This is a genomic window from Streptococcus parasanguinis (assembly GCF_015556095.1).
Lineage (GTDB): Bacteria > Bacillota > Bacilli > Lactobacillales > Streptococcaceae > Streptococcus > Streptococcus parasanguinis_Q.
Genome location: NZ_JADNLT010000006.1, coordinates 1 through 15,562 on the forward strand (window position 1 = coordinate 1; position 15,562 = coordinate 15,562).

At 41.3% G+C, this 15,562-nt stretch carries 13 protein-coding genes and 18 tRNA genes; all 31 read left to right on the forward strand.

Translation table 11 applies throughout. From position 1 onward, the window contains the following. The first annotated feature begins 3 nt into the window (after positions 1 to 3). The 31 genes from I2E70_RS06980 (at position 4) to I2E70_RS07130 (ending at position 15,560) form a co-directional block, all read left to right on the forward strand. Positions 4 to 76: transfer RNA gene (locus I2E70_RS06980), tRNA-Val, on the forward strand. Positions 77 to 78: 2 nt separating this feature from the next. Further along, a tRNA-Asp gene (locus tag I2E70_RS06985) sits at positions 79 to 151 on the forward strand. A 24-nt stretch (positions 152 to 175) separates the two neighbouring features. After that, positions 176 to 248, forward strand: a tRNA-Lys gene (locus I2E70_RS06990). 6 nt (positions 249 to 254) lie between these two features. Continuing rightward, positions 255 to 336: transfer RNA gene (locus I2E70_RS06995), tRNA-Leu, on the forward strand. Between the two features lie 17 nt (positions 337 to 353). Further along, a tRNA-Thr gene (locus tag I2E70_RS07000) sits at positions 354 to 426 on the forward strand. A gap of 23 nt (positions 427 to 449) precedes the next feature. Then, positions 450 to 521 (forward strand) — tRNA-Gly (locus I2E70_RS07005). A 7-nt stretch (positions 522 to 528) separates the two neighbouring features. Continuing rightward, positions 529 to 614, forward strand: a tRNA-Leu gene (locus tag I2E70_RS07010). Between the two features lie 19 nt (positions 615 to 633). Then, positions 634 to 707 (forward strand) — tRNA-Arg (locus tag I2E70_RS07015). Positions 708 to 743: 36 nt separating this feature from the next. Further along, positions 744 to 817, forward strand: a tRNA-Arg gene (locus tag I2E70_RS07020). A 19-nt stretch (positions 818 to 836) separates the two neighbouring features. Next, positions 837 to 910: transfer RNA gene (locus I2E70_RS07025), tRNA-Pro, on the forward strand. Between the two features lie 6 nt (positions 911 to 916). After that, positions 917 to 990 (forward strand) — tRNA-Met (locus I2E70_RS07030). A 16-nt stretch (positions 991 to 1,006) separates the two neighbouring features. Further along, positions 1,007 to 1,080 (forward strand) — tRNA-Ile (locus I2E70_RS07035). Between the two features lie 10 nt (positions 1,081 to 1,090). Further along, positions 1,091 to 1,180, forward strand: a tRNA-Ser gene (locus tag I2E70_RS07040). A gap of 9 nt (positions 1,181 to 1,189) precedes the next feature. Beyond that, positions 1,190 to 1,263 (forward strand) — tRNA-Met (locus I2E70_RS07045). 3 nt (positions 1,264 to 1,266) lie between these two features. Continuing rightward, a tRNA-Phe gene (locus tag I2E70_RS07050) sits at positions 1,267 to 1,339 on the forward strand. 16 nt (positions 1,340 to 1,355) lie between these two features. After that, a tRNA-Gly gene (locus I2E70_RS07055) sits at positions 1,356 to 1,426 on the forward strand. Between the two features lie 38 nt (positions 1,427 to 1,464). Continuing rightward, positions 1,465 to 1,538, forward strand: a tRNA-Ile gene (locus I2E70_RS07060). A gap of 4 nt (positions 1,539 to 1,542) precedes the next feature. After that, a tRNA-Ser gene (locus I2E70_RS07065) sits at positions 1,543 to 1,630 on the forward strand. 62 nt (positions 1,631 to 1,692) lie between these two features. After that, the gene (gene mreC, locus I2E70_RS07070; RefSeq protein WP_195424187.1) at positions 1,693 to 2,511 is read left to right on the forward strand and encodes a rod shape-determining protein MreC; all 819 of its coding nucleotides are present in this window, start codon (positions 1,693 to 1,695) and stop codon (positions 2,509 to 2,511) included. 1 nt (position 2,512) lies between these two features. Continuing rightward, complete coding sequence (gene mreD / locus I2E70_RS07075; RefSeq protein WP_195424190.1) at positions 2,513 to 3,013, forward strand: rod shape-determining protein MreD; 501 nt, start codon at positions 2,513 to 2,515, stop codon at positions 3,011 to 3,013. Positions 3,014 to 3,106: 93 nt separating this feature from the next. After that, positions 3,107 to 4,366, forward strand: coding sequence for a peptidoglycan hydrolase PcsB (pcsB, locus tag I2E70_RS07080; RefSeq protein WP_195424193.1), 1,260 nt, complete (start codon positions 3,107 to 3,109; stop codon positions 4,364 to 4,366). 179 nt (positions 4,367 to 4,545) lie between these two features. Then, positions 4,546 to 5,520, forward strand: coding sequence for a ribose-phosphate diphosphokinase (locus I2E70_RS07085; protein ID WP_049490632.1), 975 nt, complete (start codon positions 4,546 to 4,548; stop codon positions 5,518 to 5,520). A gap of 48 nt (positions 5,521 to 5,568) precedes the next feature. After that, on the forward strand, positions 5,569 to 5,709 hold the full coding sequence (locus I2E70_RS07090; RefSeq protein WP_176744607.1) for a hypothetical protein: 141 nt from the start codon (positions 5,569 to 5,571) through the stop codon (positions 5,707 to 5,709). Between the two features lie 173 nt (positions 5,710 to 5,882). Continuing rightward, entirely contained in the window at positions 5,883 to 6,632 is a 750-nt protein-coding gene (locus tag I2E70_RS07095; RefSeq protein WP_195424339.1) for a hypothetical protein, read from the forward strand. A gap of 88 nt (positions 6,633 to 6,720) precedes the next feature. Continuing rightward, the gene (srtB, locus tag I2E70_RS07100) at positions 6,721 to 7,569 is read left to right on the forward strand and encodes a class B sortase, LPKTxAVK-specific (protein ID WP_195424196.1); all 849 of its coding nucleotides are present in this window, start codon (positions 6,721 to 6,723) and stop codon (positions 7,567 to 7,569) included. Positions 7,570 to 7,724: 155 nt separating this feature from the next. Further along, positions 7,725 to 8,906 carry a pyridoxal phosphate-dependent aminotransferase gene (locus tag I2E70_RS07105; RefSeq protein WP_195424199.1) on the forward strand — a complete coding sequence of 394 codons (1,182 nt, stop codon included), beginning with the start codon at positions 7,725 to 7,727 and terminating at the stop codon, positions 8,904 to 8,906. Further along, positions 8,890 to 9,669 carry a DNA repair protein RecO gene (gene recO / locus I2E70_RS07110; RefSeq protein WP_195424202.1) on the forward strand — a complete coding sequence of 260 codons (780 nt, stop codon included), beginning with the start codon at positions 8,890 to 8,892 and terminating at the stop codon, positions 9,667 to 9,669. The genes I2E70_RS07105 and recO overlap by 17 nt, the downstream gene beginning before the upstream one ends. Then, complete coding sequence (plsX, locus tag I2E70_RS07115) at positions 9,666 to 10,661, forward strand: phosphate acyltransferase PlsX (protein WP_023920023.1); 996 nt, start codon at positions 9,666 to 9,668, stop codon at positions 10,659 to 10,661. The genes recO and plsX overlap by 4 nt, the downstream gene beginning before the upstream one ends. Before the next feature lie 3 nt (positions 10,662 to 10,664). Continuing rightward, positions 10,665 to 10,913 (forward strand): acyl carrier protein, encoded by a 249-nt coding sequence (locus I2E70_RS07120; protein WP_021154192.1) that lies wholly within the window; start codon positions 10,665 to 10,667, stop codon positions 10,911 to 10,913. Positions 10,914 to 11,063: 150 nt separating this feature from the next. Continuing rightward, positions 11,064 to 11,771, forward strand: a complete 708-nt coding sequence (gene purC / locus I2E70_RS07125; RefSeq protein WP_195424205.1) for a phosphoribosylaminoimidazolesuccinocarboxamide synthase — start codon at positions 11,064 to 11,066, stop codon at positions 11,769 to 11,771. A 63-nt stretch (positions 11,772 to 11,834) separates the two neighbouring features. Next, a complete protein-coding gene (locus I2E70_RS07130; RefSeq protein WP_195424208.1) occupies positions 11,835 to 15,560 on the forward strand; it encodes a phosphoribosylformylglycinamidine synthase in 3,726 nt (1,241 codons plus the stop codon). Positions 15,561 to 15,562: the final 2 nt, after the last annotated feature.

Consider the following 15,562-nt stretch of genomic DNA (forward strand, 5'->3'; position numbering starts at 1 on the left):
TCTGGGAGTTTAGCTCAGCTGGGAGAGCATCTGCCTTACAAGCAGAGGGTCAGCGGTTCGATCCCGTTAACTCCCATAGGTCCCGTAGTGTAGCGGTTATCACGTCGCCCTGTCACGGCGAAGATCGCGGGTTCGATTCCCGTCGGGACCGTTAAGATAATGAAAATTATTTTAAGACTCGTTAGCTCAGTTGGTAGAGCAATTGACTTTTAATCAATGGGTCACTGGTTCGAGCCCAGTACGGGTCATATTTTGCGGGTTTGGCGGAATTGGCAGACGCACCAGATTTAGGATCTGGCGCTTTACGGCGTGGGGGTTCAAGTCCCTTAACCCGCATAAGAGAATAATAATGAGCCGGCTTAGCTCAGTTGGTAGAGCATCTGATTTGTAATCAGAGGGTCGCGTGTTCAAGTCATGTAGCCGGCATTTTTTTATATAAAGAAAGCGATGCGAACGTAGTTCAGTGGTAGAACACCACCTTGCCAAGGTGGGGGTCGCGGGTTCGAATCCCGTCGTTCGCTTGAGGAGGCCGGGGTGGCGGAACTGGCAGACGCACAGGACTTAAAATCCTGCGATTGGTAACGATCGTACCGGTTCGATTCCGGTCCTCGGCATAGACAAAGGTTGAAAGAAGCACCCTTAGCTCAACTGGATAGAGTACCTGACTACGAATCAGGCGGTTAGAGGTTCGACTCCTCTAGGGTGCATGGTCGCAAGGCTATGTAATAATTGAATAGGAACGAGCACCCTTAGCTCAACTGGATAGAGTACCTGACTACGAATCAGGCGGTTAGAGGTTCGACTCCTCTAGGGTGCATAAAGCGGTAGCTTTAGATCGGGAAGTAGCTCAGCTTGGTAGAGTACTTGGTTTGGGACCAAGGTGTCGCAGGTTCGAATCCTGTCTTCCCGATATTATGGCGGTGTAGCTCAGCTGGCTAGAGCGTCCGGTTCATACCCGGGAGGTCGGGGGTTCGATCCCCTTCGCCGCTATATTGTTGATCTTGTTGGACCTTTAGCTCAGCTGGTTAGAGCTCTCGGCTCATAACCGAGTGGTCGTAGGTTCAAGTCCTACAAGGTCCATTGTTATCTTGGAGGATTACCCAAGTCCGGCTGAAGGGAACGGTCTTGAAAACCGTCAGGCGTGTAAAAGCGTGCGTGGGTTCGAATCCCACATCCTCCTTAATATTAACGCGGGATGGAGCAGCTCGGTAGCTCGTCGGGCTCATAACCCGAAGGTCGTAGGTTCAAATCCTGCTCCCGCAATTTGGCTCGGTAGCTCAGTTGGTAGAGCAATGGATTGAAGCTCCATGTGTCGGCGGTTCGATTCCGTCTCGCGCCATTTCTTTTAATAATAAGCGGGTGTAGTTTAGTGGTAAAACTACAGCCTTCCAAGCTGTTGTCGCGAGTTCGATTCTCGTCACCCGCTTTGAACATAGGTTCAATTTTTACCAAGTTGTTTAACTTGGGCGCGTAGCTCAGGTGGTTAGAGCGCACGCCTGATAAGCGTGAGGTCGGTGGTTCGAGTCCACTCGTGCCCATTTTGGAGAATTACTCAAGAGGCTGAAGAGGACGGTTTGCTAAATCGTTAGGTCGGGTAACTGGCGCGGGGGTTCGAATCCCCCATTCTCCGTATAATTTCGAAGTTTGAGATATCATCTCAAACTATTTTTTATATTTTTGAAGGTTTTGTCTATGTTCTTGAATCGATTCTTTAAAATTTTTAGTTTTGTGTTTGTTTTAACTGTTTCAGGAATTTTATTTCTTTTTCCATCTGTTAGAACTTCGATTGTTTTAAAATCTTCTGATCTATTAGCTATTGTTGATAAGGCAGTATCGGTACCATTTGTTGTTGTGGAATCTAAGGCAAAGGATTTAAAGGATTTATCTGAATTAAATGATGAAAACCGTTCGTTAAAATCACGTCTTTATCAAAAGGATATAGACCAATCAAAACTTAACCGTTTGGAATCAGAAAATAGAGAATTAAAGGATTTGATGTCAATCAAAAATTCTGTATCGGGTTCTAAACAAATCGTTAGTGAGATTATTGACCGTAAATATGGTTCTTGGGATCAGGAATTTGTTATTGATAAAGGTAGTTCAGATGGAATTTCTGATTCCATGTTTGTTCTTTCATCTGGTGGTGTCATTGGTGTGGTAGAAAGTATAGAGAAAAATTCTAGTAAAGTAAAATTATTAGTCGAAGATACTATTTCTTCACAACACCTGACGTTTAAAATAGAGAGTCAAGGTCAATCTATTTTTGCCTTATTAAATGGTTATGATGAGAAGACGGGTGAGTTTCGGTTGTTGCAAATTGGAGATCCAGTTGAAATTAAAAAAGGATCTCTGGTTTCAACAAGTGGTTTAGGAAAATATAAGAGTAGTGACTTACCTCTTGGTACAGTGACTTCTACTCAAAAGGCATCTGATCAGTTAGGGCAAGAAATTCGTGTGAAACCAAAGGCTAATTTAGATGTCAATCGTTATGTACTATTGATTGGAGAGTAGTGTGAAAGTCATACGTAAGTACCATTTTTTCCCTTTAATCTTATTCTTATCTTTATTTGTTGACGGGCAGATCTCTTTTCTTATTTCTCGTTTCTGTCCAAGCTCCTTTGAATCTACTTCATTTTTATTTCTATATGGTTTTATGTTATTGAGTCTCTATTTCTCTGAGATAGCTAGTATTTGGTGGGGAGTCTTCTTTGGTTTTTGTTTTGATGTGTATTTTTTACACACTCTAGGAATTACCTTCCTAGTATTTCCTTTACTACAGGTGATTTTTTATCAGTGTAATCAGATTATTTTGGTCAATCGCTTGACTCGTTTTTTTACATTTTTATTAACGATTCTATTATCTCAGATTTTAACAAATCTACTTTTGATTCTTTTTGTTGGTATAAAATTTAACTGGATTACACTAATTATTTACCAGATTGCCCCAAGTTTAATTTTGAATGTGCTTCTATTAATAGTATTACAGCCTTTACTTGAAAAGATTTATTTATAAACTCGAAATAAAAATGTAACAATAGCGTAATATAAATTTTTAAAAAATTTGTTATACTAGTTAGTGTCTTATTAGAAAGGGAAAATTTATCTAATGAAGAAAAAATTATTTGCCACAATCTTATTGAGTACAGTTGCTTTATCACAAGGTGCTGTTGTAGCTGGTGTATCAGCTGATTCAACAGATGATAAGATTGCTGCTCAAGATAACAAAATCAATAGTATTAATCAACAACAACAAAGCGCACAAGCTCAGGTAGATCAAATTCAAGGTCAAGTATCTGAAATTAAAAAACAACAAGAAAATCTTCAAGCTGAAAATGACCGTTTGAATGAAGAATCTGAACGATTGTCAGCTGAGATCGATGAGTTGTCAAAAAATATTGTTGCTCGTCAAGAATCACTTGCAAATCAAGCACGTAGTGCTCAAACAACTGGGACTGCAACAAGCTATATTAATGCGATTGTTAGCTCTGGATCTTTGACAGAAGCTATCTCACGTATTTCTGCTATGAACGAAATTGCAGATGCTAACAACAAAATGTTGCAAGAGCAAAAACGTGATAAAGAAGATATTGCACAAAAACAAAAAGAAAACAACGACGCAATCAACACTGTCATTGCAAACAAACAGCAATTAGAAGATGATGCGCAAGCTTTGTCAACTAAAGAAGCTGAGTTGAAAGTGGCACAATTGAATTTGGCAGCTGAAAAATCAACTGCTGAAAACGAAAAGAACGCTTTGTTGCAACAAAAAGCTGAAGCTGAAAAAGCTGCAGCTGCAGCTGCAGCAGCCGAAGCAGCTTACCGTGCAAAACAAAAGGAACAACAAGCAGCTGTGAAAGCTTCTGCAAATACTACCCTTCAAGCACAAGTTCAGGCAGCAGCTCAAACACCTGCTGCAACACCAGCGGCAGCACAAACATCAGCAGCAGCACAAACATCAGCAGTAGCTCAACCTGCTGTTCAAACTCAAGCAGTGGCTGCACCGGTAGCAACTACTTCTCGTCCAACTTATAGTACATCTGCATCATCTTATCCAGTTGGTGAATGTACATGGGGTGCGAAGACATTGGCTCCATGGGCTGGTGATTACTGGGGTAATGGTGGACAATGGGCAGCAAGTGCAGCAGCAGCAGGATTCCGTACAGGATCTCAACCACAAGTTGGTGCCATTGCATGTTGGAATGATGGTGGATATGGACACGTAGCAGTTGTTACAGCCGTTCAATCTACAACAAGCATCCAAGTTTCTGAGTCTAACTATAATGGTATCCGTAGTATTGGTAACTACCGTGGTTGGTTTAACCCAACAACAGCACAAGGTACTGTTACTTATATCTATCCAAACTAAGAATTACACTGAAGCAGAACATTTGTTCTGCTTCTTTTTTTGATAGAATTTAGGTAGTGATAGATTTTGTAGTTTCCATAAATTAATATTTGAATATTTGCTTAAAAAGCGATAAAATGATTACAGGAGAAATTTGTGCTGACTGTACAATATGGTTTTAGATTTTACTGGAGGAAATCATGTCATTTTCTGATTTAATGCTCTTTGCTTTGTCGTCAAATCAAGAATTGGCTCAACGTGTGTCTCGTGAAATGGGACTACCGCTTGGAAAGTCAACGGTTCGTCAATTTTCTGATGGAGAAATTCAGGTTAATATTGAAGAATCAATCCGTGGGAAAGATGTTTATATTTTACAATCCACTAGCTCACCGGTTAACGATAATCTAATGGAAATTTTGATTATGGTAGATGCGTTGAAACGTGCTAGTGCACAATCCATTAATGTGGTGATGCCATATTACGGTTATGCTCGTCAAGACCGGAAGGCTCGAGCTCGTGAACCAATCACTTCTAAGTTGGTAGCCAATATGCTTGAGGTTGCTGGTGTTGATCGCCTCTTGACAATTGATTTGCACGCCGCTCAGATTCAAGGTTTCTTTGATATTCCTGTTGACCACTTGATGGGTGCGCCTTTGATCGCCGACTTTTTTGAACGTCGGGGGATGATTGGGAAAGACTATGTTGTTGTCAGTCCAGACCATGGTGGTGTGACTCGTGCTCGGAAATTAGCTGAATTTTTGAAGACACCGATTGCGATTATTGATAAACGTCGAAGTGTCGATAAGATGAATACGAGTGAAGTGATGAATATCATTGGGAGTGTTGAAGGCAAGACTTGTATTTTGATTGATGATATGATTGATACAGCTGGTACAATTTGTCATGCGGCGGATGCCCTTGCAGAAGCAGGTGCTGTTGAAGTTTATGCGAGCTGTACTCACCCTGTATTATCAGGCCCAGCGATGGATAACATCCAAAAATCAGCCATTAAGAAGTTGGTAGTGTTGGATACGATTTACCTACCGGAAGATCGATTAATTGATAAGATTGAGCAAATTTCGATTGCGAAACTCCTTGCAGAGGCCATTGTTCGCATTCACGAAAATCGTCCTCTTTCCCCTCTGTTTGAAATCGGAAATGCCAAAAAATGTTAATAATAAGGAGGCTGAAAAACAGCCTCTTTTGTTTAGGAGGAAATACAAATGGAAATCAGAAAATGGTTGGAAAATCTAAAAAAAGAAAAGAAACGGAAAAAACTGGTTCGAGCAGCTAAAGAACTAGAAGCAAAGGCTGATCCTAGTTTGCCCAAGAAACGATTACCTAAAAATGGGGTGGTGAAATAGGATTCGTTTAGAAATGTTACGCATTCGTAATTTTATCTTTCAAATAGGTCAAAACCTTAAACTTTTTTTAAAAATTTAAAGAAAAAGTCTTGACATAGGAAGAATATCCTAGTATACTAATTATAGTTACGAAGTAACGAATAATTTTTGAAAAGAAAAAAGGAGATAAAACAATGAAAAAAGTTTTATTATCATCAGTAGCAGCTCTTGCAGTATTTGCTGCAGCAGCACCAGCAGTTTCTGCATATACACGAACAGATCCAGGAATTAAGTATGGACCAGATAACCAAAACGGAAAAGTTTTGGATAAAGATGGAAACGTTGTAGATACTACAGATCCAAAACAATACAGCCATACTGACAATACATCAAAAACTGATAAGTATACACCAGGTACTGCTGCAACAAACCCTTATGATGCTCCAAACGTACCAGGTAACACTTCACGTCCTGTAACTGTTGAAGCTAATGTAACATATGTACGTGTAACTGTTAAAGATGTTCAAGGTAACCCTGTAGCAGGTGTTGTAGTTGACATTTTTGATGGAGAAAACTACCATACAGGTACAACTGATGCAAATGGTGACTTTGCGGTTCGTGCAAAAGCTGGTTTGGTTGCAAAAGCTCGTGTAGCAAATGCTCCTGCTGGATATTTCGTACCAGGTTACTTGTCAGCTCCTAAATCTGCAACTGTTGCCCCAGGACAAATGTTTACAAATATTGAACTTACAGTTGAAAAAACAGCTACTTATAACATTCCTGGTCAAAAGACTGTAACTCCAGGTAGCGATAACGGTTCTTCTGTAGAAGCTAAATCAGAAGCTCAAAAAACTGAAAACAAAGGTGGAGAAGCAGCTAAAGCTGGTAAAGCTGATTCAAAACAAGCTGGTAAAGCTCTTCCAAAAACAAGCGCAGCTAAATAATTTGATTATTAATTAGCTCGTAAAATATCACTGGACCTTCGGGTTCAGTGTTATTTTTTAGAAAAAATCATCAAGAGGAGATCAATCAATGAAAAGAGCTGGGGAAAAAAGTTCAACTAAATTAGGTGTTGTGATTGCTGCTCTTGTTGCAGTTGTTGTGCTTGTTGCTGGATTTATTTTCTTTAATCCTTTTGGAGGAAGTAAGTCATCTAGCACGGCTAAAAAGACAACTGGAACAAGTTCAACCAAGCAAGAAACTAAATATGAACCAAGTCAAGAAGAAAAAGATTACCTGAAAAATCGTTTTGCTCAGTTAACAGCTGTTAACCCTGAAGCAATTGCTTATGTCTACGCACCGGGTACTGAATTGGATGAACCTGTCGTACAAACTACTGATAATGAAACTTATTTGAATAAGACGTTTGATGGTGGGAATGAGCCATACATGGGAACAGTCTTCATGGATATGGACAACAAGAAAGACTTCAGTGATCGTTTGACTTGGCTGTTTGGTCATGCTCGTGGTAGTAAGGTCGGCGATCATCGCATGTTTAATGATGTCAACTACTATGACAAACAAGAGTATTTGGACCAACATCCGTATGTTGTGATTGAGACACCAGAGCGGAAATACTACTATGAAGTAATGGGCTTGGTTATTGTCCCTGAGGATACTGCTTTCTACCGTACAAGCTTTAAAGATGATAAAGATTTCACCACTCAGTTGAAGAATATCTATGAGTCAGCTCGTACGAAGAATCCTAATATCAAGATCAAAGCATCTGATAAGTATTTAGTATTGTCAACTTGTCGTGAAGAGGATGAAACGATTCGTTCTAACCTCTACCTTCGTCGAATTCCTGATTCAGAAATGAAGGATTTTGTGGCAAAACATGCGGATCAATTGAAATATGTGGCAACACGTGGTCAACAATAATGGCTTGAAAGACTTAGCATTGCTAAGTCTTTTTTGTATGGAAGAATTATTGAAATGTCCTTTGATGGTGAACAAAAGATGGGGATCTGGCTTGTTCTTTTGCGATGGGGTCCTATTTATAGTATAATGAATGTAAGTGTTTTTGGAGGTGTTCTATGGATTTAACGAAACGTTTTAATAAAAATCTGAATCGGATTGAAGTTTCTTTGATTCGTCAGTTCGATCAATCAATTTCTTCCATTCCTGGTGTCTTGCGTTTGACGTTGGGGGAACCGGATTTTACAACTCCTGAACATGTAAAAGAAGCAGGAAAGGCTGCTATTGATGCAAATTTTAGCCATTATACTGGGATGAGTGGCTTGCTAGCTCTGCGTGAGGCTGCGAGTCAATTTGTGGCTGATAAATATGGTATTCACTACCGTCCTGAGGATGAGATATTGGTGACGATCGGTGCGACTGAAGCCCTATCTGCAACCTTGACAGCGATCTTGGAACCTGGAGATGTAGTGTTACTCCCAGCACCGGCCTACCCTGGTTATGAACCCATTGTGAATTTGGTTGGGGCGGAGATTGTCGAAATTGATACGACAGCAGATCGTTTTGTCTTGACTCCTGAAAAGTTGGAAAAGGCGATTCTAGAGCAGGGTGAAAAATTGAAGGCTGTTATTCTTAATTATCCAGCTAATCCAACGGGTGTCACTTATTCGCGCGAACAGATGGCAGAATTAGCTGCTGTCTTAAAAAAATATGAAGTCTTTGTGATTTGTGATGAAGTCTATTCAGAGCTGACTTATACTGGAGAAGCGCATGTCTCTATGGCCTCCTTTATTCCTGAGCAGACCATTGTGATTAATGGCTTGTCCAAATCTCATGCCATGACAGGCTGGCGGCTTGGCTTTATCTTTGCTCCGGCTGTATTGACAGCTCAACTCATCAAGAGTCATCAGTATTTGGTAACAGCTGCTGGAACGATGAACCAGTATGCTGCGATTGAGGCCTTGACTGCTGGTCGGGATGATGCAGAGCCGATGAAGAAGGAATATGTGAAACGTCGGGATTATATCATCGAAAAGATGTCTGCGCTTGGATTTGAGATGATTAAGCCAGATGGAGCCTTTTATATTTTTGCTAAAATCCCAGCTGGTTATAATCAAGATTCCTTTGCTTTCTTACAAGATTTTGCGCGTGAAAAAGCGGTTGCTTTCATTCCTGGTGCTGCTTTTGGACAATATGGTGAAGGTTATGTGCGCTTGTCGTATGCAGCCAGCATGGAGGTTATCAAGGAAGCTATGAAACGCTTGAAGGAGTATATGGAAGAACATGCTGGAGTCAATTGAGACCCGGGGAATTGTACTGTATAATCGGGAGTTTCGTGAGGATGACAAGCTGGTCAAAATCTTCACGGAGAAGTCAGGTAAGCGGATGTTTTTTGTGAAACATGCGGGGAAATCACGGTTGAATCCCATGTTACAACCATTGGTAACGGCGAATATGTTGCTGAAAATCAATGATGATGGGTTGAGTTATATTGATGATTTTCAAGATGTGCAGGTTTATAAGAAAATCAATGCAGATCTTTTTGCCCTTTCTTATGCGACCTATGTTTTGGCGCTTGCGGATGCCAGTATTCAGGATAATCAGGTGGATCCGGCCTTGTTTACTTTTTTGGAAAAGACCCTGTCTTTGATGGAAGAAGGCTTGGATTATGAGGTTTTGACCAATATTTTTGAGATTCAGATTCTATCGCGGTTTGGGGTTGTCTTGAATCTGCATGAATGCTGTTTCTGCCATCGGGTTGGCCTTCCTTTTGATTACTCTTTTCGCTATAGTGGGGTCCTTTGTCCGGATCATTATGATCAGGATGAGAGACGCGCTCACTGGCATCCAAATGTTCTCTATTTATTGGATCAGTTTCAAGCAGTGCGATTCAGTGAGCTAGAGACGATTTCTCTACAAGCGGAGATGAAAGCAGCTCTACGTCAGGCAATTGATCAGTTGTATGAGGAGTATGTAGGGATCCATTTAAAAGCTAAAAAGTTTATCGATTCCTTAAGTGATTGGGGAGCGATTATGAAAGATTCATCTGGAGGTGAAACATGAAAAAAATTGCAGTAGATGCAATGGGGGGCGATAATGCACCTCAAGCCTTGGTAGAAGGTGTGAATCAAGCTATTCGTGATTTTGATGATATTGAGATTGTCTTGTATGGTGATGAGGCAAAAATTAAAAACTATTTAACCGCTACAGAGCGTGTATCAATTGTTCATACGGAGGAAAAAATCGATTCAGATGATGAGCCGGCACGTGCTATTCGTCGGAAGAAACAGGCCTCTATGGTCTTGGCTGCCAAGGATGTGAAGGCTGGTGAGGTCGATGCCATGCTTTCTGCAGGGAATACAGGTGCTTTGTTGGCAGCAGGCTTCTTTATTGTTGGCCGTATCAAAGGGGTGGAACGCCCTGGATTGATGTCCACACTTCCGACAGTTGATGGTCGCGGGTATGACATGTTGGACTTAGGTGCCAATGCGGAAAATACACCAGAGCACTTGCATCAGTATGCTGTGATGGGGTCTTACTATGCGGAAAACGTTCGTGGGATTCAAAAACCACGTGTGGGTCTATTGAATAATGGGACAGAAGCTAGTAAGGGAGATCCTTTGCGCAAGGAAGCTTACCAATTGTTATCTGAGGATGCGTCGATTCATTTTGTTGGAAATGTGGAAGCGCGTGATTTGATGGATGGTGTTGCAGATGTTGTTGTGGCGGATGGTTTCACGGGAAACGCTGTTTTGAAAACGATGGAAGGAACAGCTTTTGGAATCTTGAAGCAACTGAAACAAGCGATTGCTACTGGAAACTGGAAGGCGAAACTAGGAGCTTTTCTCCTCAAGGACCGGTTGAAATCATTGAAACAAACCTTGGATTTCTCAGATGTTGGAGGAGCGGTTTTATTTGGCCTTCAAGCACCTGTTGTTAAAACGCATGGTTCGAGTGATGCAAAAGCAGTCTATAGTACCATTCGTCAGATTCGGACTATGTTAGAGACAGATGTTGTTGGAAAATCAGTGAAGGAATTATCGAAGGAAGGGTAATGTATGAGTAAACAAAACGAAATTTTAGTTACAATTGAGGAATTTCTCAAAGATCGCAAGGGTCCAGACTTTCAAGTATCTTTGGAATCTGACTTACGTAAGGATTTACAGGCGGATTCTGTTGAATTGATGGAATTTATTATCAATCTTGAAGATGAATACCAAATTGAGATTCCGGACAAGGCTATTGATGAATTTAACACAGTAGGGGATGTTGTCGACTATATCGAAAAACGAACTGCTGGTCACTAATGAAAAAGAGATCGTTCAGAGATTATTCTGGATGATCTTTTTTTCTGTCCTTTTTATTCGGATTCTGCTTATATTGTACGGAATTTTATTGAAAATACACTTTGTATGTGATAGAATGAAGGTGATAAAATACGAAAGGCGAACAAAGTCATGACCAATCAACTGATTTATACTGGAAAAGCTAAGGATATCTATACTACTGAGGACGAACATGTGATTAAGTCGGTCTATAAGGACCAAGCCACTATGCTAAATGGGGCTCGTAAGGAGACTATTAAAGGAAAAGGTGTGCTAAATAATCAGATTTCGTCTCTTATTTTTGAAAAATTGAATGCTGCGGGTGTTGCGACTCACTTTATAAAACGTATTTCTGATACAGAACAACTCAACAAGAAAGTAAAAATTATTCCTTTGGAGGTGGTTCTTCGTAATGTGACTGCTGGTTCTTTCTCTAAACGTTTTGGCGTTGAAGAAGGTTTGGACTTGAAGACTCCAATCGTTGAATTTTACTACAAGAACGATGATTTGGATGACCCATTCATCAATGATGAGCATGTGAAGTTTTTGGATATTGCCAATGATGAGCAAATTGCCTATATCAAGGAAGAAACACGTCGTATCAATGAATTGCTGAAAGATTGGTTTGCACAAATTGGTCTTCGCTTGATTGACTTCAAATTGGAATTTGGTTTTGATAAGGATGGCAAGATTATCTTGGCGGATGAATTCTCTCCAGATAACTGCCGCCTTTGGGATGCTGAAGGGCACCATATGGACAAGGATGTTTTCCGTAGAGATTTGGGCAGTTTAACGGATGTATATCAGGTTGTGTTGGAGAAATTACAGGGCTTGAAATAAGTTGTTTGAAAGGGAAAACCTTCGTCTTCGATAACATGTTTGAATAGAAATAAAGGAAATAAAATGGATAAACGTATTTTCGTTGAGAAAAAAGCTGATTTTCGTGTGAAATCGGACTCTTTAGTAAAAGAATTACAGCATAATCTTCAGTTGAAAACCTTGAAGGATCTTCGGATTGTTCAGGTTTACGATGTTTTTGGTTTGGCAGAGGACTTGTTTGCGCGTGCGGAAAAACACATCTTCTCTGAGCAAGTGACCGATACTGTTTTGGATGAAGCTGCGGTTAAGGCTGATCTTGAGAAGCATGCTTTCTTTGCGATCGAAAGTTTGCCTGGTCAATTTGACCAACGTGCGGCATCTTCACAAGAAGCTTTGCTTTTGCTTGGTAGTTCAAATGATGTAACGGTGAACACAGCGCAACTGTACTTAGTTAACAAGGATATTGATGCGAATGAGTTGGAAGCTGTCAAAAACTACCTCTTGAACCCAGTGGATTCTCGTTTCAAAGACATCACTGTTGGCATTGCGAAACAGGATTTCTCTGAGTCTGACAAGACCATTCCAAGTTTGAATTTCTTTGAAACTTATACGGCAGAAGATTTTGCACAGTATAAGGCTGAGCAAGGATTGGCCATGGAAGTGGATGACCTTCTTTTCATTCAAGATTACTTCAAGTCTATTGGACGTGTGCCAACTGAGACTGAGTTGAAGGTGTTGGATACTTACTGGTCTGACCACTGCCGTCACACGACTTTCGAGACTGAGTTGAAAAACATCGACTTCTCAGCTTCTAAATTCCAAAAACAATTGCAAGCGACTTATGACAAGTATATTGCCATGCGTGATGAGTTGGGACGTACCGAAAAACCTCAAACCTTGATGGATATGGCGACTATTTTTGGTCGTTATGAGCGTGCCAATGGTCGTTTGGATGACATGGAAGTGTCTGATGAAATCAATGCCTGCTCTGTTGAAATTGAAGTGGATGTCAATGGTGTGAAAGAACCATGGCTTCTCATGTTCAAAAACGAAACTCACAACCACCCAACGGAAATTGAACCATTTGGTGGAGCGGCTACTTGTATCGGTGGTGCCATTCGTGACCCATTGTCAGGTCGTTCCTACGTTTATCAAGCCATGCGTATCTCAGGTGCTGGTGATATCACAGCTCCGATTTCAGCGACTCGCGCTGGTAAATTGCCACAACAAGTGATCTCCAAAACAGCGGCTCATGGTTATTCTTCATATGGTAACCAAATTGGTCTTGCGACAACTTATGTCCGTGAATACTTCCACCCAGGTTTCGTTGCTAAGCGTATGGAGCTAGGTGCTGTTGTCGGTGCGGCTCCTAAGGAAAATGTGGTCCGTGAAAAACCTGAAGCTGGTGATGTGATTATCTTGCTCGGTGGTAAGACTGGACGTGACGGTGTCGGTGGTGCGACAGGTTCTTCTAAAGTTCAAACGGTTGAATCTGTTGAAACAGCTGGTGCTGAAGTTCAAAAAGGGAATGCCATCGAAGAACGTAAGATTCAACGTCTTTTCCGTAATGGTGAAGTAACACGTCTGATCAAGAAATCAAATGACTTTGGTGCTGGTGGTGTCTGTGTGGCCATCGGTGAATTGGCTGATGGACTTGAAATTGATCTGGATAAAGTGCCATTGAAATACCAAGGTTTGAACGGTACAGAAATTGCCATCTCTGAATCTCAAGAACGGATGGCCGTTGTAGTTCGTCCAGAAGATGTAGACGCCTTCGTTGCAGCATGTAATAAAGAAAATATTGATGCTGTGGTTGTTGCAACAGTAACGGAGAAACCAAATCTTGTCATGCACTGGAATGGTGAAACCATCGTTGATTTGGAACGTCGTTTCCTTGATACAAATGGTGTACGTGTGGTTGTAGATGCTAAGGTGGTTGACAAGGATGTCAAGCTTCCAGAAGAACGTCAAACATCTGCCGAAACCCTTGAAGCGGATACGCTTGAAGTCTTGGCTGATCTGAACCATGCTAGTCAAAAAGGGTTACAAACGATCTTTGATAGCTCAGTTGGTCGTTCTACAGTCAATCACCCACTTGGTGGTCGCTACCAAATCACACCAACGGAAGCTTCTGTACAGAAATTGCCAGTTCAACATGGCGTGACAACAACTGCCTCTGTCATGGCGCAAGGCTTCAACCCTCATGTGGCAGAATGGTCTCCATATCATGGTGCTGCCTATGCAGTCATCGAAGCAACAGCTCGTTTGGTTGCTGCTGGTGCCAACTGGTCTAAGGCTCGTTTCTCTTATCAGGAATACTTCGAGCGTATGGATAAACAAGCAGAGCGTTTTGGTCAACCAGTAGCTGCTCTTCTTGGATCCATCGAAGCTCAGATTCAACTTGGTTTACCATCTATCGGTGGTAAAGACTCGATGTCTGGTACCTTTGAAGAATTAACCGTACCACCAACCTTGGTTGCTTTTGGGGTAACAACTGCAGATAGCCGTAAGGTTCTTTCTCCAGAATTCAAAGCTGCTGGTGAAAATATTTACTACATTCCTGGTCAAGCTTTGGCACAAGAAATTGACTTCGATCTTATTAAATCTAACTTTGCTCAATTTGAAGCCATCCAAGCTGACCACAAAGTGACAGCCGCATCAGCTGTTAAATATGGTGGTGTGGTTGAAGCTCTTGCGCTTGCAACATTTGGTAACCATATCGGAGCAAATGTCGAATTAGCGGACCTTGACACTAGCTTGACAGCCCAATTGGGTGGATTCGTCTTCACATCGCCTGAAGAAATTGCAGGTGTTGCTAAGATCGGACAAACAGTAGCTGACTTTACACTTACTGTCAATGGTGTAACGCTTGATGGACACAAACTTGACAGTGCTTTCCAAGGTAAATTGGAAGAAGTTTACCCAACGGAATTTGCACAGGCAACGGAGTTGGAAGAAGTACCAGCTGTGGTATCAGATGCTGTGATCAAAGCTAAAGAAACAGTTGATACACCAGTGGTTTACATCCCAGTATTCCCAGGTACTAACTCTGAGTACGATTCAGCTAAGGCCTTTGAAAAAGAAGGTGCAAAAGTCAACTTGGTACCATTTGTCACACTGAATGAAGAAGCTATTGTCAAGTCTGTTGACACTATGGTTGACAATATCGAAAAAGCTAACATTATCTTCTTTGCAGGTGGCTTCTCAGCAGCGGATGAACCAGATGGATCAGCTAAATTTATCGTTAACATCTTGCTTAATGAAAAAGTACGTGTAGCCATTGATAGCTTCATCGAACGTGGTGGTTTGATTATTGGTATCTGTAACGGATTCCAAGCCCTTGTCAAATCAGGTCTTCTTCCATATGGTAACTTTGAAGATGCAAGTAGCACCAGTCCAACCCTCTTCTACAACGATGCCAACCAACACGTGGCTAAGATGGTAGAAACACGGATTGCCAACACCAACTCACCATGGCTTGCAGGCGTGAAAGTTGGTGATATCCATGCCATCCCAGTATCACACGGTGAAGGGAAGTTTGTCGTGACAGCTGAAGAATTTGCAGAGCTTCGTGACAATGGTCAAATCTTTACCCAATATGTTGACTTCGAAGGTAAACCAAGCATGGATTCAAAATACAATCCAAATGGTTCTGTCCATGCGATTGAAGGGATTACCAGCAAGAACGGTCAAATCATCGGGAAGATGGGACACTCAGAACGTTTCGAAGACGGTCTCTTCCAAAATATTCCAGGAAATAAAGACCAACATCTCTTTGCATCAGCGGTTAAATACTTTACTGGAAAATAAAA

Bases quoted from the DNA above. Each gene is read 5' to 3' on its own strand.
- recO (WP_195424202.1), top strand. From the start codon at position 8,890: ATGCTGGAGTCAATTGAGACCCGGGGAATTGTACTGTATAATCGGGAG.
- I2E70_RS07105 (WP_195424199.1), top strand. From the start codon at position 7,725: ATGGATTTAACGAAACGTTTTAATAAAAATCTGAATCGGATTGAAGTT.
- mreC (WP_195424187.1), top strand. From the start codon at position 1,693: ATGTTCTTGAATCGATTCTTTAAAATTTTTAGTTTTGTGTTTGTTTTA.
- pcsB (WP_195424193.1), top strand. From the start codon at position 3,107: ATGAAGAAAAAATTATTTGCCACAATCTTATTGAGTACAGTTGCTTTA.
- srtB (WP_195424196.1), top strand. From the start codon at position 6,721: ATGAAAAGAGCTGGGGAAAAAAGTTCAACTAAATTAGGTGTTGTGATT.
- I2E70_RS07130 (WP_195424208.1), top strand. From the start codon at position 11,835: ATGGATAAACGTATTTTCGTTGAGAAAAAAGCTGATTTTCGTGTGAAA.
- I2E70_RS07085 (WP_049490632.1), top strand. From the start codon at position 4,546: ATGTCATTTTCTGATTTAATGCTCTTTGCTTTGTCGTCAAATCAAGAA.
- purC (WP_195424205.1), top strand. From the start codon at position 11,064: ATGACCAATCAACTGATTTATACTGGAAAAGCTAAGGATATCTATACT.
- I2E70_RS07095 (WP_195424339.1), top strand. From the start codon at position 5,883: ATGAAAAAAGTTTTATTATCATCAGTAGCAGCTCTTGCAGTATTTGCT.
- I2E70_RS07120 (WP_021154192.1), top strand. From the start codon at position 10,665: ATGAGTAAACAAAACGAAATTTTAGTTACAATTGAGGAATTTCTCAAA.
- I2E70_RS07090 (WP_176744607.1), top strand. From the start codon at position 5,569: ATGGAAATCAGAAAATGGTTGGAAAATCTAAAAAAAGAAAAGAAACGG.
- plsX (WP_023920023.1), top strand. From the start codon at position 9,666: ATGAAAAAAATTGCAGTAGATGCAATGGGGGGCGATAATGCACCTCAA.